Source organism: Flavobacterium fluviale (genome assembly GCF_003312915.1).
GTDB classification, from domain to species: domain Bacteria; phylum Bacteroidota; class Bacteroidia; order Flavobacteriales; family Flavobacteriaceae; genus Flavobacterium; species Flavobacterium fluviale.
In genome coordinates this window covers 4,343,486-4,357,067 of the sequence record NZ_CP030261.1, presented here as the reverse complement: position 1 = coordinate 4,357,067, position 13,582 = coordinate 4,343,486, and the positions used below count along the sequence as shown (strand labels likewise).

Genomic DNA, 13,582 nt, shown 5'->3' with positions numbered 1-13,582 from the left:
TATAGATTATTGGCTTATAGTTTATTAGTAGGGAATCTTACATTTTCTCTTTCAACTTATTCGTTTAATAAATAAATTAGATGTAAGAATTTAATTCGTTTTAGCCTTTACTTTGTCTTTATATTAAAATAGTATTTACAGCTTATTATTCAATAAGTTGATCAAAAAAAGGAATTTTTTTTCAGTAATACTTGTATTTTCTGTATAAAGCTATTATTATCGATGAAAAGCATATTTTAAATTGAATTCCACAAAATTTATTTAAAATTGATGATAGGCTTTGAAGGTTAATTTTACTTCATTATCATTTTTTATATGCTCTTTTTTGGAATTTTCAATCGAATGTAGTAGTCGTTAGTAGTTATACTTTATTGCTGGAGAAAATTTACAATATTAAATAGTTGCATTTTAAGAAAAAATCAATATAGTTGTGGTTTAATTATTTAAAAATCAGTAATATAAAGTATGTTTGTGCTAACGTATTGATTTTTTTTATGGGTAATAATTATGAAATATAAATTTTATAGGCAGCTGGATTGAATATTAGATAAAAAGGATATGTAAATATAATTTATGAAATAAATAAACGTTATTTTTTAGATAACCATTGTTTACATTTTGCGATCCATAATTATTTTCATCTTTATTTTTTCGCCTATATTTAATTTTATCTTCCTTTCATCTTCAAATAGTAAAATTACATTTTTAACTTTTTTGATGTAAGTAAAACATCACTAAAATACTACATTTGGTGCGTTTTATCGGAAATAAAATAAATTATATCGATTATTTTTTGAAATTAAATATTTTTGCAGTATAAACAAATATAGAGAATATAAACTGTGAAGTATCTAAGATTAAAATACATTAACGTACTTATAATTACAATGTTATTTTTTCCTTTTTTGGGAAATAGTCAGACGCAGTCCGGCGATCTTATGGAGACAATAATTACATCTGGAAGTAATGCAACTGGCAGTTATGGAACAATTACCTACTCAATCGGACAAGTGTTTTATACTTACATAGGAGTAGAATCAGTTTATAATGTGGCTCAGGGAATCCAGCACCAAGAAAAAGATGGAAATCTAGGGACACCAGAAGTTGAAAAACCTACAACAGAAATATTTGTCTTCCCAAATCCGACAATTGATTTTGTTACCATAAGTATGATTGGTTTAGAGTTCGAAAGCGGCCAGAGATCTTATAAGCTTTATGATATTCAAGGAAGACTTTTAAAACAAAATACAATTGATCAAACAGAAGCCCAAGTCAGTTTTAATTATTTAAGTCCATCTATTTATATACTGGTAGTATATAATGACAATAAAATTCTAAAATCGTTTAAAATAATAAAAAATTAAAAAAATAGATCTAATGAAACTTGCACATACCCTTTTATTATTATTTGTGACTGTTACGCCTAAGGTATTTGCACAATCACCGGAAAAAATGAGCTATCAGGCAATTATTCGAGCACAGGATAACAGTTTGGTCGTTAATTCTAGAGTTAGTCTTAAGATTGTTGTGCATCAAGGCAATGCATCTGGAACAAATGTATACCAAGAAACTCATGCTGTTAACACGAATAGCAATGGATTAATTTCTCTTGAAATTGGAACAGGAACAGTTGCGGTCGGAGATTTTAGCAAAATTGCCTGGGACAAAGGACCTTATTTTATAGAAACACAAGTGGATGTCAAAGGAGGAACAAATTATAATATCACTGGAGTTACACAACTTTTAAGTGTACCATATGCCTTATATGCAAAAACAGCAGGTTCAACTGTCAGTGCGGCAAGCAGAGCAGTGATCGTACCATTTACTACTACGAGAAATATTGCGGTTTCGGATATAAATAATACTATAGAATGTACATCGTCTGCTACATTAACGCTCACTTCTGATTTTGGTAATATGGTTGTTGGTGAGACAATCAATTTAGAAGCTCACAATGGTGCAATATTAACAATACAAGCTGCTTCTGGGGTAACTCTAAATTATACTGCTGGAGCAAGTGCCCGGTTTACCAGTACTGCAGGCAACGTAAGATTTGGGTTTTTAAGAAAAACAGGCGCTAATTCCTATATTATTTCGGGACAATGAAACATCTAATTTATTTTTTATTTTTTTCGACAGCTGTTTTTTCGCAAAACTATCAATATGCACTTGACGAGGCTCCTGTTAAAACTCCAGAAACTCCTGGAGTAAATAATCAATTGGAGGAAATCGAATACTTTAAAGCATATTTGCTGCCTATTACTCAAAAAGCTACTATTCAGTCAGCTTTAGATAAATATGGTGCAGTAAGATTAGAGAAAGGAGATTATTCTGGAGTTAATATTGTAATGAAAAGTAATCAAAAGTTATATGGTCACGCTTCATTAAATAAAATATCTAATATTACGATAGCAGCAGGGAGTACGGGAGTTGTTTTAGAATCACTTCTGCCGGCAGATCAAACAATAACATTGCAGTCTGGAGGAGTAATTTCCTATTGCACGTTCAAATCTATTAAATGGGCTACATTGGTGGGGACAAATGTGACACTGGAGAATAATTCGTTTATAAATTTTATGGGACCAATCCGCATTGATTGCAGTCAGTCTGGATATATAAGAAATAGTAAAATAATTAAGCATCAATCGCAGGGAGGTTCTAACATGTTGGTTTTAAAAGGAAACAGCAGTACTCCAAGCTACGGAAACGTAAGTCTGCATACTAACTTTTTAACGCCTCACGGAAACACAACTGATATTGATGGTCTGCGATCACTTACTTTTGTAGGCTTAGATGCTGAAGGATGGAACCTTACAGGAGAAGGAAATAAGGCTATGATTGCGGCTGCTAATATAGGTGATGTAAAAATTACCGATTTTAATGGAGCGAACAGTTATTCTGCTGTGAGAACCCCATCTTTTGATATTGATGCAGCAAATGTTTTCTTTTTAGATAAATCAATGAATTTTCCAACAGATGCCCTTTCTGTAAGAGCAAATATGTTTGTGGTAAATGGAGGAGGAACTTACATTAGAAAATCTGGAACAGTTACAGGATTTGATCTTCAGGCAAATTTAAATGCGACCAACACCGTAAGATACAATGGAGTAGACCAAACATCTGCAATGACAAATAGTACAACTATTAATACTGTTTCTAGTGCCATTTTAGGAACTAAATTTACGCCTTGGAGCCGACCATCATGGGAGACGCTGCCCAATCCGTTAGGTGCTAACTGGAAAGCAGAGCGGGCTGGTAAACCTGACCAGACAAGTTATATTCAAAATTTAATCAATACTAAAGGAGTTGCTGAATTACCAGAAGGAGTTTTTTATATAGGATCGACATTAAAACTTCCTATTGATTCTAATCATGGAATTGTGGGCCAGGGAACTGGTAAAACAGTTATCGTTGGTTTAACAGATGATTTTCCTTTAATATCTCTTACCGGAGGTCAGGACGCCAATTTTATTTTGAGTTATTTGACACTTCAAGGAGGAAGTATAGGAATATACTCTTCGCAAGATTTTGGGACACAGCATATGTCTTATCAAAACATTAAGTTTGTCGTTTTTAGAAATCAAAATTATGGCATACAATTAAAACAAATTCGAGGATTTGATAATAACTTCCTTGATAATTTAGGTTTTGTTGATTGTAATATTGGATTTTTTCAAAATCCTCTTACACCATATGCCAATGATATTGATACCTCCAGCTTTGTCGACAAAACAATGTTTTATAAAAACCAATTCATTAATTGTACAACCGCAGTTTCTATGATGGCTACACGAGCAGATAATTTGGATGCTTGGGTAGATTGTAAATTTGACGGTGGAAAAACTGCCTTGGCTTTAGGCGGTCAAAATGCTCCTTTAGCTGCCAATTGTGATTTTACCAATTATACAGGAGTAAATGTTATAACAAGTAATGTTTTTTCTTTGTATAATTCGAATTTGTACAATAACAGAGTTACTGGATCAACAATAAATTCAATTAGTACCAATATTGAGGGATGTCAATTTTTAGATAGTACGCCTCCATTTTCGCCAGTATTATTCAACCCTTTAAACAATCATATTGTAAACTCTACAATTACAGGAAATGTCGTAACAGATATTCCTGCCAATAAAGGTTATGGATTAGAATCTGCTGTTTATGTGAACAGTACATTTTTGTCAAACCCTGCTTTAAGTAAATTATTAGTTAATGTAAAAGCAGGTGTTCCAACGGTAATTATTAATACAAATTCAAATTCTTACCCACAGCTTTTGGTAACACAATAAGTAAAACAAAATATAGCAATAAGGCTCAGGTTAATCAACTTAATCTGAGCCTTATTTTTTTTGGCTGTTAATCTAATAAATGTATTTGTTTCTTCCAGATCTTTAACTTTAAAATAGTTTTAAAACGAAATACTATTATAAAGATCTTTTTTTTGATTTATAAAAGAACTCATCTTTAAATCAACTCAATTTTCCGGCATTTTTTTACCTCAATCTCCTGAATAGGATTTTAAAGCACGTAGAAGTACGTGATTATTATCTTATAAAATAAGGTTTTTACGTATATCTGGCAGCTTAAAAATGTAACAAGTTGTATTTTATCGGATTTTAAAATACGTTGAACAGATTTATTATTATAAACTCGAAACATTATATATTTTTGATCAAAATTTAAAATGAATGATAAAGAAAAATCGTCATTTAGCTTTAAACCTTATTAATAATTGAATAGTTGTTGTCAAAACATGATTTTTTTACAAATAAGATAAAAAGGACAAATTACCTTTTGTTATAAAATTGATTCATGATTATTGCAATAATTTAAAAATACAGAATTATTTAAATTTTTTACTTTTTATGAAATATAGTGTATACGAAAATATTAGAAAGATAAGAGAATTAAAAAATTTGACCAGAGAATATGTAGCTGCTGAATTAAAAATGAGTACAAGCGGTTATGGTAAAATTGAAAGAGGAGATGTAGATTTAACTGTTTCGAAATTGATTGAAATTTCAAAGGTTTTAGAAGTCTCAATTGAGTTCATTTTTAAATTCGATGTTTCCATTTTTTTTAGCGAAACCAGATAGAATAATTAACAGTAAGTAATTGAATATTAATTAATCAAGCTTTAAATAAATTAGAATTAGTAATAAAAAATTTAGTTATGGAAAATTACTATTTAAAAATTAGAGAGTATCGATTGCAAAATAATCACACCCCTGAATATGTTGCTATTCAAATGGAAATTAGTGTCAAAAAGTATGAAAAAATTGAACAGGGAATGGTTGATCTTAAATTGTCAAAACTGGATCAGTTAGTTAAGATTTTAGGGATCAAAAAAAGCCAGATTTTTCAATTAGGCAGTTAATATTTATCCATCACAGCCGTATTTTGCATTCAAAGAAAGGAGTTTACTTAAGATAGGGGATATCTTAAAAAACTCTTTTTTCGTTTTAAGATTTATGCTTTACTTTTAAAACATACCCTAAAGATTCTAAAATTAAAACATAGTGTGTTTTTGTAATGTCTTTGATCACTGCATTTTGATCGCAAAATGGACCAGAGTTTAAATGAATTTTGTCTCCAATTTGATATTGCATTACAGAAATCTCCGAAGAAGTATCACCAGTATTAAGCCACTCTTTAATAGTTTCAATTTCTTGATCTTTTACTACAGCGTGCCTTCCAAGCCAGAATAAAAATCGCACCACTCCTGGAGAATGAAATACAAGATTTCTATCTTTCTCTGCCAATTGTACAAATATATAATGATTAAACAATGGCACTTCTACCTTTATTTTCCTATCTGATCTTTGTTGGATTTTTTTAATCACAGGACAATAACAGTTGATATTAAACTTAGTTAATTGTTCTGCGGCTCTTTTTTCCCATTTAGGTTTTGTGTATACTACATACCATTTCATAATCCTTAATTTATTTTTTCGTATTTGTAAATAAGTTTTTTTTAAAATAGTTCAAACTGTCAATTTCTCTTTCAAAAATGCATTCCTTATTTATGGATAACAGTTACAGTTCATTCTATTAAAACAAGCGTATCTTGAATACAATTTAATAGTAGTAGTTTATAGAAATCCATACTAAAGATGGTAGATGGTTCTTATATAAACTAAGTGGTAAATTTAATTCTGACCATTTAAAATATGAGAGGATTTTTATCCTAAAATTTCCTTATTTAGGACATTTAGCAACAAAAATGCAATTTCGCATCTACTGTATTATCATAATTTTATCTTAAATTATTGTTAGAGAAAAATCAAGTAATTGCCTAAAATTTTGTTGTTTTTTAAAGAACAAATTTTGGTCTTTTCAAGAGTATTCAAAAACCATAATTTTTTAGATTTCAAACCTATATTTTTTTTCTTTTTTGAGTAGTTAAAGTGTAACTATTCACGGGGAACCCTTTTTCTAAATTTTAAAAAAACCTTCAAAACCCCAATAAAATGGTTTTTTAAATTTTCAGAGACAATCTACATTAACAAACATATTTTTTAATTTAAAACATTAAGCAGATGAGAACAGGAATAACCTTTAGTGCTTTTGATTTGTTACATGCAGGGCACGTTAAGATGCTGGAAGAAGCAAAACAACATTGTGATTATTTAATTGTAGGTCTACAAACAGATCCAACATTAGATCGCCCAACTAAAAATAAACCGACACAAACTGTGGTAGAACGCTACATACAGTTAAGAGCGTGCAAGTTTGTTGATGAAATTGTTCCGTATGCTACAGAACAGGATTTAGAAGATATTTTAAAATCTTTTACTCTTGATGTGCGCATCGTAGGTGATGAATACAAGGACAGAGATTTTACCGGTAGAACGTATTGTGAAGAAAAAGGAATCGAATTGTATTTTAATACCAGAGATCACCGTTTTTCGAGCACTAATCTTCGTAATGAAGTATATCAAAAAGAAATTTTAATGCATTCGAATGGCAATTAGTACTGTTACTCATGTTGTCTTAACTGGAGGAATCGGCAGCAGATTGTGGCCGCTCTCCAGAAAGACACTGCCAAAGCAATATCTTGAGCTTTTTGAAGGAGAATCACTCTTTGAGAAAACTGTAGTTCGCAATAAAAATGTTTCAAGTAAAACTATTGTAGTGGGTAATATTGAAAATTACAAAATGAGTAACGCCATTATGTCTAAATTCAGTAAGCCATTTACTCATATTATAGAAGCAGTTCCACGTAATACGGCAGCAGCGATTGCATTTGCAGCATTTGCATCAGAACCAGAAGATATTTTGCTCATTACACCATCAGACCACATTATAGAAGGTAAGAGTTCCTATACATTAGCTTTGCAGCAAGCCATAAGATTGGCTAATCAAGATTATCTTGTAACTTTTGGAATCAAACCAACAAAACCAGAAACAGGTTACGGCTATATTGAATTTGATAAAGAAAATGTTATCGCATTTCATGAAAAACCAAGCTCAAAGAAAGCTGAGAATTATCTCAAAAAGGGAAATTATTTTTGGAACAGCGGTCTCTTTTGTTTCAAAGCAGGAAGGTTTTTAATTGAGCTGGAAAAGCAGGAGCCAGAAGTTTATTGGGCATCAAAAACAGTTTGGGATGCCAATCAAGATGGTTTCCTAGACTACGATTTGTCTTTAAATATTCCGTCAATAAGTGTCGATTATGCTGTTATGGAACGAAGCAAAGATATTAAAGTCGTTCCCGCTCATTTTGACTGGTCTGATTTGGGATCTTTTGAGTCGGTTTATGATTATTTGGTTCAGAAAGGACATCCGATGGATTCAAATAAAAATATCACAATCGGAACTTCATTACATACCACTTTTATAGGGGTTAAAAATTGCATCTTGATTTATACTGCCGATGCTTTAATGGTTTTACAAAAAGAAAATTCTCAAGAAGTGAAACAAGTTTACCAGCAGTTAGAATCTATTGCATCGCCATTATTATAAAAGAGACTCATAAAAGAGTGAATCATAAGTGTTATACAATTAAAAGTACCTACAATGATTGATAAAAATTCTACAATATATATTGCTGGACATAAGGGAATGGTTGGAAGTGCCATTTGGAGAACCTTAAAAGCAAAAGGTTATGATAATCTTATTGGAGCTTCAAGTAAAGAATTGGATTTAAGGGAACAAGACGACGTTCGCGATTTTCTTCAAGAGGTAAGGCCAGATGTTATTATAGATGCTGCTGCAAAAGTTGGCGGCATTTTGGCAAACAATGATTTTCCATATCAATTTCTAATGGAGAACATGCAGATTCAGAATAACCTGATTAGCGAAGCCCACAATCTAGGGGTAGAAAAATTTATCTTTTTAGGAAGTTCTTGTATTTATCCAAAATTAGCAATTCAGCCCTTAAAAGAAGAATATTTACTAACTGCATCTTTAGAAAGTACTAATGAGTGGTATGCTTTAGCAAAAATAACTGGGGTGAAATTGTGCCAGGCTATTCGTAAACAATTCAAAAAAGATTTTGTGAGTTTAATGCCGACCAACTTATATGGCATTCACGACAATTTCGATTTGAATAGTTCACATGTTCTGCCAGCAATGATTCGAAAATTTCATGAAGCTAAAGAAAATAATAATGCCTCAGTAATACTTTGGGGCACTGGCAAACCGATGCGGGAATTTCTTTTTGTAGATGATATGGCAGAAGCAGTAGTTTTTGCCTTAGAAAATAAACTTCCTGGGTATTTATACAATGTAGGAACAGGTGAAGATTTAACCATTAAGGATTTAGCAGCAACAATACAAAAAACTGTAGGTCATACTGGAGATATTATCTGGGACGAAAGCAAACCTGATGGAACACCAAGAAAATTAATGGATGTTTCTAAAATGCACAACATTGGCTGGAAACATCGAGTAAACTTAGAAGAAGGAATACAAAAAACCTACAATTGGTTTCTAGAAAACATAGAAAATTTAAAAGAAAAGACTTATTAAGAAGCCATTCTTTTGATTTAGAAATCTCCACAAAAACCTTACAGTTAAGACTTTATAAACATTGCAACATTGCAGCATAATGCCTTTGTGCCTTATAATTAGATTATGACTCTATTAAGAAAAACAGCGTTCATTACGGGAGTGACAGGACAAGACGGAGCCTACTTGAGTGAATTTTTATTAGAAAAGGGCTATATAGTACACGGATTAAAAAGACGTTCCTCTTTATTTAATACCGATAGAATTGACCATTTATATCAGGATCCTCATACTAAAAACCGAAATTTCATTTTGCACTATGGCGATATGACTGATAGTACTAATTTGACTCGTCTTATTCAGGAAATTCAGCCAGATGAGATTTACAATTTAGCAGCTATGAGCCATGTAGCAGTTTCATTTGAAACGCCTGAATACACAGGAAATGTCGACGCATTAGGAACCTTACGTCTTTTAGATGCAGTACGCCTGCTCGGATTAGAAAAAAAGACTCGAATTTATCAGGCATCAACTTCAGAGCTGTACGGTAAAGTTCAGGAAGTGCCACAGTCAGAGACTACGCCTTTTTATCCAAGATCGCCTTATGCAGTAGCAAAAATGTACGCATTTTGGATTACTGTAAATTACAGAGAAGCATATGGAATGTATGCCTGCAACGGTATCTTATTTAATCACGAATCACCTATTCGAGGAGAGACTTTTGTAACTCGTAAAATTACCAGAGCAACTTCGAGAATAGCATTAGGACTGCAGGACAAATTATACTTGGGAAATCTTGACGCACAACGAGATTGGGGACATGCAAAAGATTATGTTCGAATGATGTGGATGATTCTGCAAGCCGAACAACCAGAAGACTGGGTAATTGCCACAGGGAAAACTACTCCCGTTCGCGAATTTGTGCGAATGAGTTTTGCAGAAGTTGGCATTGAATTAGAATTTAGAGGTCACGGTATAGATGAAAAAGGATACGTAGTATCATGCAGTAATCCTGATTATCAAATTGAATTGGGGCAGGAAGTATTAGCAGTAGATCCAGAATATTTTAGACCAACCGAAGTAGATTTACTTATAGGTGATCCAACTAAGGCAAAGACAAAATTAGGATGGGAATGTCAATATGAACTAGCTGAATTGGTACAAGAAATGATGCAGTCAGATTTAAAACTGATGAGAAAAGAACAGCTTTTAAAAGAATGCGGGTTTACGGTTTTAAATTATTTCGAATAACAGATTACGGTACTGACAAAAAAAAACAACATTTTTTCCCCTCTAATATTAAATAAATGAAAATTAAAAATATTTGCTGTTTAGGCGCTGGTTATGTAGGAGGACCAACAATGTCTGTTATCGCATTGAAATGTCCAGAAATTAAAGTGACTGTTGTAGATTTAAATGAAAGTCGTATTGCCGCTTGGAATGAAGAAAACTTAGACAATCTTCCGGTTTATGAACCTGGCTTAGCAGAGGTAGTTAACGAAGCAAGAGGACGTAATTTATTTTTTTCTACAGATGTTGACAGTGCTATTGAAGCTGCAGATATGATTTTTATTGCAGTTAATACTCCAACTAAGAATTATGGAGAAGGTAAAGGAATGGCAGCCGATTTGAAATTTGTAGAATTATGCGCCAGACAAATTGCCAGAATTGCGAAAAGTGATAAAATTATTGTCGAAAAATCGACGCTTCCAGTTCGAACCGCAGAGACTTTACAAACTATTTTAGATCATACAGGAAACGGATATAAGTTTGAAGTGCTTTCTAATCCTGAATTTTTAGCCGAAGGAACAGCTATTAATGATTTGCTTAATGCTGACCGTGTGTTAATTGGAGGAAAACAAACAGAAAGTGGTCAAAAAGCAATTCAATCGCTAGTTGATATTTATGCAAACTGGCTTTCGCCAAAACAGATTTTAACCACTAACGTATGGTCTTCAGAATTATCAAAATTAACGGCGAATGCTTTCTTAGCACAAAGAATTTCATCAATTAATGCACTTTCAGCTTTATGTGAAGCAACAGAAGCAGATGTTGATGAGGTTGCTGCAGCTATTGGAACTGACAGCCGAATTGGTTCTAAATTTCTAAAAGCTTCGGTTGGTTTTGGAGGATCTTGTTTTCAAAAAGATATTCTAAACTTAGTGTATTTGTGCCGCTATTTTAATTTGCCCGAAGTGGCCAATTATTGGGAACAGATTATCATTTTAAACGATTATCAAAAATATCGATTTGCAAAGAAAATTATTACCTCACTTTTTAATACAGTAAGCGGAAAGAAAATAACTTTTTTGGGCTGGGCATTTAAGAAAGATACAAATGACACCCGTGAATCTGCTTCGATTTATGTTGCAGAACATTTAATTGAAGACGGTGCAGAAATTCACGTTTACGACCCTAAAGTTTCTGAACAAAAAATTAAAGCTGATATGCGCTATTTGTGGGAAGAAAAAGGCCTTACAGATCAGAAAATTGAATCCAAATTAAAACAAATTTTTGTCTATCAATCACCACTAGAAGCAGCGCATCAAGCACATGCAATTGCTGTTTTAACAGAGTGGGACGAATTTAAAACATACGATTGGAACTCCATTTATATCAATATGTATAAACCGGCTTTTGTATTTGACGGGCGTAATATTCTGGATGCAGAGAAACTGGCATCAATTGGTTTTCAAATTAAAGGAATTGGAAAAGGTTAAACTGATCTAGTGTAAAGAGAATTTATTTTTTAATCATTTTATTTCAATTACTTGAAAAATATTTTAATAAAACTCAAACAGCATCCTAAGTATGATAATTTCATCAACTGGGGAAAATTGATTTCGATAACCGGAAGCGCACAAATTATTATACAAGCTTTGGGATTTGCTTCTGGGATCTTAATAATTCGATTGCTGCCTGTTGAGGAATATGCTTTTTACACCTTAGCCAATACGATGTTAGGAACTATGACAGTTCTTGCCGATGGTGGGATTACCTCAGGAGTTATGGCTTTGGGAGGTAAAGTTTGGGAGGATAAAGAGAAAATTGGAGTCGTTTTAGCGACAGGTTTAGATTTAAGAAAAAAGTTTGCGATTGTGAGCTTAATTGTCTCTATGCCAATTCTATTTTATCTTTTATTGCATAATGGAGCCAGCTGGATGGTTACATTACTTATTGCAATAGCAGTGATTCCAGCTTTTTATGCCGCTTTGTCTGATTCTCTGTTGGAAATTATTCCAAAATTAAACCAAACAATTCTGCCTTTACAAAAAAATCAAATCGAAGTTGGAATTGGAAGACTATTATTATCAGGCTTAACTATGTTTATTTTTCCTTGGGCTTTTGTCGCTGTTATAGCTGCGGGAATTCCCAGAATCTGGGGAAATATTGGATTAAGAAAAATTGTTTACACTATGGCTGCTAAAGAGCAACAAACAGATATCGAAGTTAGAAAAGAGATTTTAAATTTAGTTAAACGTATCCTGCCGACATCTATTTATTATTGCCTTTCAGGACAAATTACTATATGGTTAATTTCTGTTTTTGGTAACACGACATCATTGGCACAATTGGGGGCTCTAAGTAGATTAAGTGTAATGCTTTCTATTTTTAGCGCAATAATTGCAACATTGATTATTCCTCGTTTTGCAAAATTAACAGCAAATAAGCATCTCTTATTGAAACGTTTTTTTCAAATAATGGGACTTTTGATTATTTTACTAAGTATTATTGTTCTCATTGTTTATTTACTGCCTACACCAATTTTATGGCTGCTGGGCGATGCCTATAAAGGTTTACCATTTGAATTACTGCTCAGTATCATTAGCAGCTGCATTGGACTATTGGGGGGAATCGTTTTTAATTTATATAGTTCAAGAGGATGGGCCATGTCACCCATTGCATTAATTCTCATCAATCTTCTGGCCATTATTATTTCTGCAAGTATGTTGGATCTTGGAAGTTTAAGAGGCGTTTTGTATTTCAATATTGCTTTAGGACTAGTTGCATTAATTCAAACCGTTTTGTTTTGTACGTATAACATTCTATTAGTAAAAAATGAATAATACGAAACGGCCCAATAAATTCTCGCTGACCTATAATAAATTTATTAATATAGGCCACTCACTATCATTCTTGTTTCTAAAAATCAGGGGATTGCAGGGAGGAAGGGATTCAAAACTAGAAAGCATTACTTGCAATTGGCCCAACAAATTATTACTTGGAAATCAATGCGAAATACAAAATGGTGTAGATTTTAGAATATGGCACCCGTTTAATGATAACTGTTATATAAAATTAGGAAACAAAGTATTTATTGGACATGCCTGCGAATTTGTCTGTAATGAAAAAATTATAATTGGAAACAACTGCCTAATTGCTAGTAAAACAACCATTAATAATACAGGACATGAATATAAAGGTAATGCAGCTATAAACACACAACCCACTACTAGTGAGCCAGTAATTTTAGAAGATGATGTCTGGATTGGAACCTCATGTGTAATATTGCAAGGAGTTACAATTGGTAAAGGTTCTATTGTTGCCGCAGGTTCAGTCGTAAACAAATCAATACCTGCAAATGAAGTTTGGGCAGGAGTACCTGCACGTTTCATAAAAAAAAGAATATAAA

At 32.5% G+C, this 13,582-nt stretch carries 13 protein-coding genes; 12 read left to right on the top strand and 1 reads right to left on the bottom strand.

The window, feature by feature from the left end; all coding sequences use genetic code 11:
- Nucleotides 1-938 precede the first annotated feature (938 nt).
- From HYN86_RS18805 to HYN86_RS18785, 5 genes are all read left to right on the top strand, one after another.
- Complete coding sequence (locus tag HYN86_RS18805; RefSeq protein ID WP_162789406.1) at nucleotides 939-1,364, top strand: T9SS type A sorting domain-containing protein; 426 nt, start codon at nucleotides 939-941, stop codon at nucleotides 1,362-1,364.
- An 88-nt stretch (nucleotides 1,365-1,452) separates the two neighbouring features.
- A complete protein-coding gene (locus tag HYN86_RS18800) occupies nucleotides 1,453-2,106 on the top strand; it encodes a hypothetical protein (RefSeq protein WP_162789405.1) in 654 nt (217 codons plus the stop codon).
- Nucleotides 2,103-4,286 carry a hypothetical protein gene (locus tag HYN86_RS18795; protein ID WP_113679437.1) on the top strand — a complete coding sequence of 728 codons (2,184 nt, stop codon included), beginning with the start codon at nucleotides 2,103-2,105 and terminating at the stop codon, nucleotides 4,284-4,286. The genes HYN86_RS18800 and HYN86_RS18795 overlap by 4 nt, the downstream gene beginning before the upstream one ends.
- A 576-nt stretch (nucleotides 4,287-4,862) precedes the next feature.
- Nucleotides 4,863-5,093 carry a helix-turn-helix transcriptional regulator gene (locus HYN86_RS18790; RefSeq protein ID WP_091492892.1) on the top strand — a complete coding sequence of 77 codons (231 nt, stop codon included), beginning with the start codon at nucleotides 4,863-4,865 and terminating at the stop codon, nucleotides 5,091-5,093.
- A 77-nt stretch (nucleotides 5,094-5,170) separates the two neighbouring features.
- Complete coding sequence (locus tag HYN86_RS18785; protein ID WP_113679436.1) at nucleotides 5,171-5,374, top strand: helix-turn-helix domain-containing protein; 204 nt, start codon at nucleotides 5,171-5,173, stop codon at nucleotides 5,372-5,374.
- Between the two features lie 85 nt (nucleotides 5,375-5,459).
- Here the strand turns inward: HYN86_RS18785 and HYN86_RS18780 are convergent, their stop codons facing one another.
- A complete protein-coding gene (locus HYN86_RS18780; protein ID WP_113679435.1) occupies nucleotides 5,460-5,930 on the bottom strand; it encodes a UpxY family transcription antiterminator in 471 nt (156 codons plus the stop codon).
- Between the two features lie 606 nt (nucleotides 5,931-6,536).
- On the opposite strand from HYN86_RS18780, the gene HYN86_RS18775 reads away from it, so the two are divergent.
- The 7 genes from HYN86_RS18775 to HYN86_RS18745 all read left to right on the top strand — a co-directional run bounded on the left by HYN86_RS18775 (nucleotide 6,537) and on the right by HYN86_RS18745 (nucleotide 13,581).
- Nucleotides 6,537-6,971, top strand: coding sequence for an adenylyltransferase/cytidyltransferase family protein (locus HYN86_RS18775; protein ID WP_113679434.1), 435 nt, complete (start codon nucleotides 6,537-6,539; stop codon nucleotides 6,969-6,971).
- Nucleotides 6,961-7,962, top strand: coding sequence for a mannose-1-phosphate guanylyltransferase (locus HYN86_RS18770; protein ID WP_113679433.1), 1,002 nt, complete (start codon nucleotides 6,961-6,963; stop codon nucleotides 7,960-7,962). Before HYN86_RS18775 ends, HYN86_RS18770 begins: the two co-directional genes overlap by 11 nt.
- Before the next feature lie 54 nt (nucleotides 7,963-8,016).
- Complete coding sequence (locus tag HYN86_RS18765; RefSeq protein ID WP_113679432.1) at nucleotides 8,017-8,970, top strand: GDP-L-fucose synthase family protein; 954 nt, start codon at nucleotides 8,017-8,019, stop codon at nucleotides 8,968-8,970.
- A gap of 105 nt (nucleotides 8,971-9,075) precedes the next feature.
- A complete protein-coding gene (gmd, locus tag HYN86_RS18760; RefSeq protein WP_113679431.1) occupies nucleotides 9,076-10,200 on the top strand; it encodes a GDP-mannose 4,6-dehydratase in 1,125 nt (374 codons plus the stop codon).
- A 56-nt stretch (nucleotides 10,201-10,256) separates the two neighbouring features.
- Nucleotides 10,257-11,669 (top strand): UDP-glucose 6-dehydrogenase, encoded by a 1,413-nt coding sequence (locus tag HYN86_RS18755; protein ID WP_113679430.1) that lies wholly within the window; start codon nucleotides 10,257-10,259, stop codon nucleotides 11,667-11,669.
- Nucleotides 11,670-11,720: 51 nt separating this feature from the next.
- Nucleotides 11,721-13,016 (top strand): MATE family efflux transporter, encoded by a 1,296-nt coding sequence (locus tag HYN86_RS18750; protein WP_230406394.1) that lies wholly within the window; start codon nucleotides 11,721-11,723, stop codon nucleotides 13,014-13,016.
- Complete coding sequence (locus HYN86_RS18745) at nucleotides 13,009-13,581, top strand: acyltransferase (RefSeq protein ID WP_113679429.1); 573 nt, start codon at nucleotides 13,009-13,011, stop codon at nucleotides 13,579-13,581. Before HYN86_RS18750 ends, HYN86_RS18745 begins: the two co-directional genes overlap by 8 nt.
- The last annotated feature ends 1 nt before the right edge of the window (nucleotide 13,582 follow it).

Bases quoted from the DNA above. Each gene is read 5' to 3' on its own strand.
- HYN86_RS18775 (WP_113679434.1), top strand. From the start codon at position 6,537: ATGAGAACAGGAATAACCTTTAGTGCTTTTGATTTGTTACATGCAGGG.
- HYN86_RS18795 (WP_113679437.1), top strand. From the start codon at position 2,103: ATGAAACATCTAATTTATTTTTTATTTTTTTCGACAGCTGTTTTTTCG.
- HYN86_RS18765 (WP_113679432.1), top strand. From the start codon at position 8,017: ATGATTGATAAAAATTCTACAATATATATTGCTGGACATAAGGGAATG.
- HYN86_RS18800 (WP_162789405.1), top strand. From the start codon at position 1,453: ATGAGCTATCAGGCAATTATTCGAGCACAGGATAACAGTTTGGTCGTT.
- HYN86_RS18755 (WP_113679430.1), top strand. From the start codon at position 10,257: ATGAAAATTAAAAATATTTGCTGTTTAGGCGCTGGTTATGTAGGAGGA.
- HYN86_RS18805 (WP_162789406.1), top strand. From the start codon at position 939: ATGGAGACAATAATTACATCTGGAAGTAATGCAACTGGCAGTTATGGA.
- gmd (WP_113679431.1), top strand. From the start codon at position 9,076: ATGACTCTATTAAGAAAAACAGCGTTCATTACGGGAGTGACAGGACAA.
- HYN86_RS18785 (WP_113679436.1), top strand. From the start codon at position 5,171: ATGGAAAATTACTATTTAAAAATTAGAGAGTATCGATTGCAAAATAAT.
- HYN86_RS18790 (WP_091492892.1), top strand. From the start codon at position 4,863: ATGAAATATAGTGTATACGAAAATATTAGAAAGATAAGAGAATTAAAA.
- HYN86_RS18745 (WP_113679429.1), top strand. From the start codon at position 13,009: ATGAATAATACGAAACGGCCCAATAAATTCTCGCTGACCTATAATAAA.
- HYN86_RS18780 (WP_113679435.1), bottom strand. From the start codon at position 5,930: ATGAAATGGTATGTAGTATACACAAAACCTAAATGGGAAAAAAGAGCC.
- HYN86_RS18770 (WP_113679433.1), top strand. From the start codon at position 6,961: ATGGCAATTAGTACTGTTACTCATGTTGTCTTAACTGGAGGAATCGGC.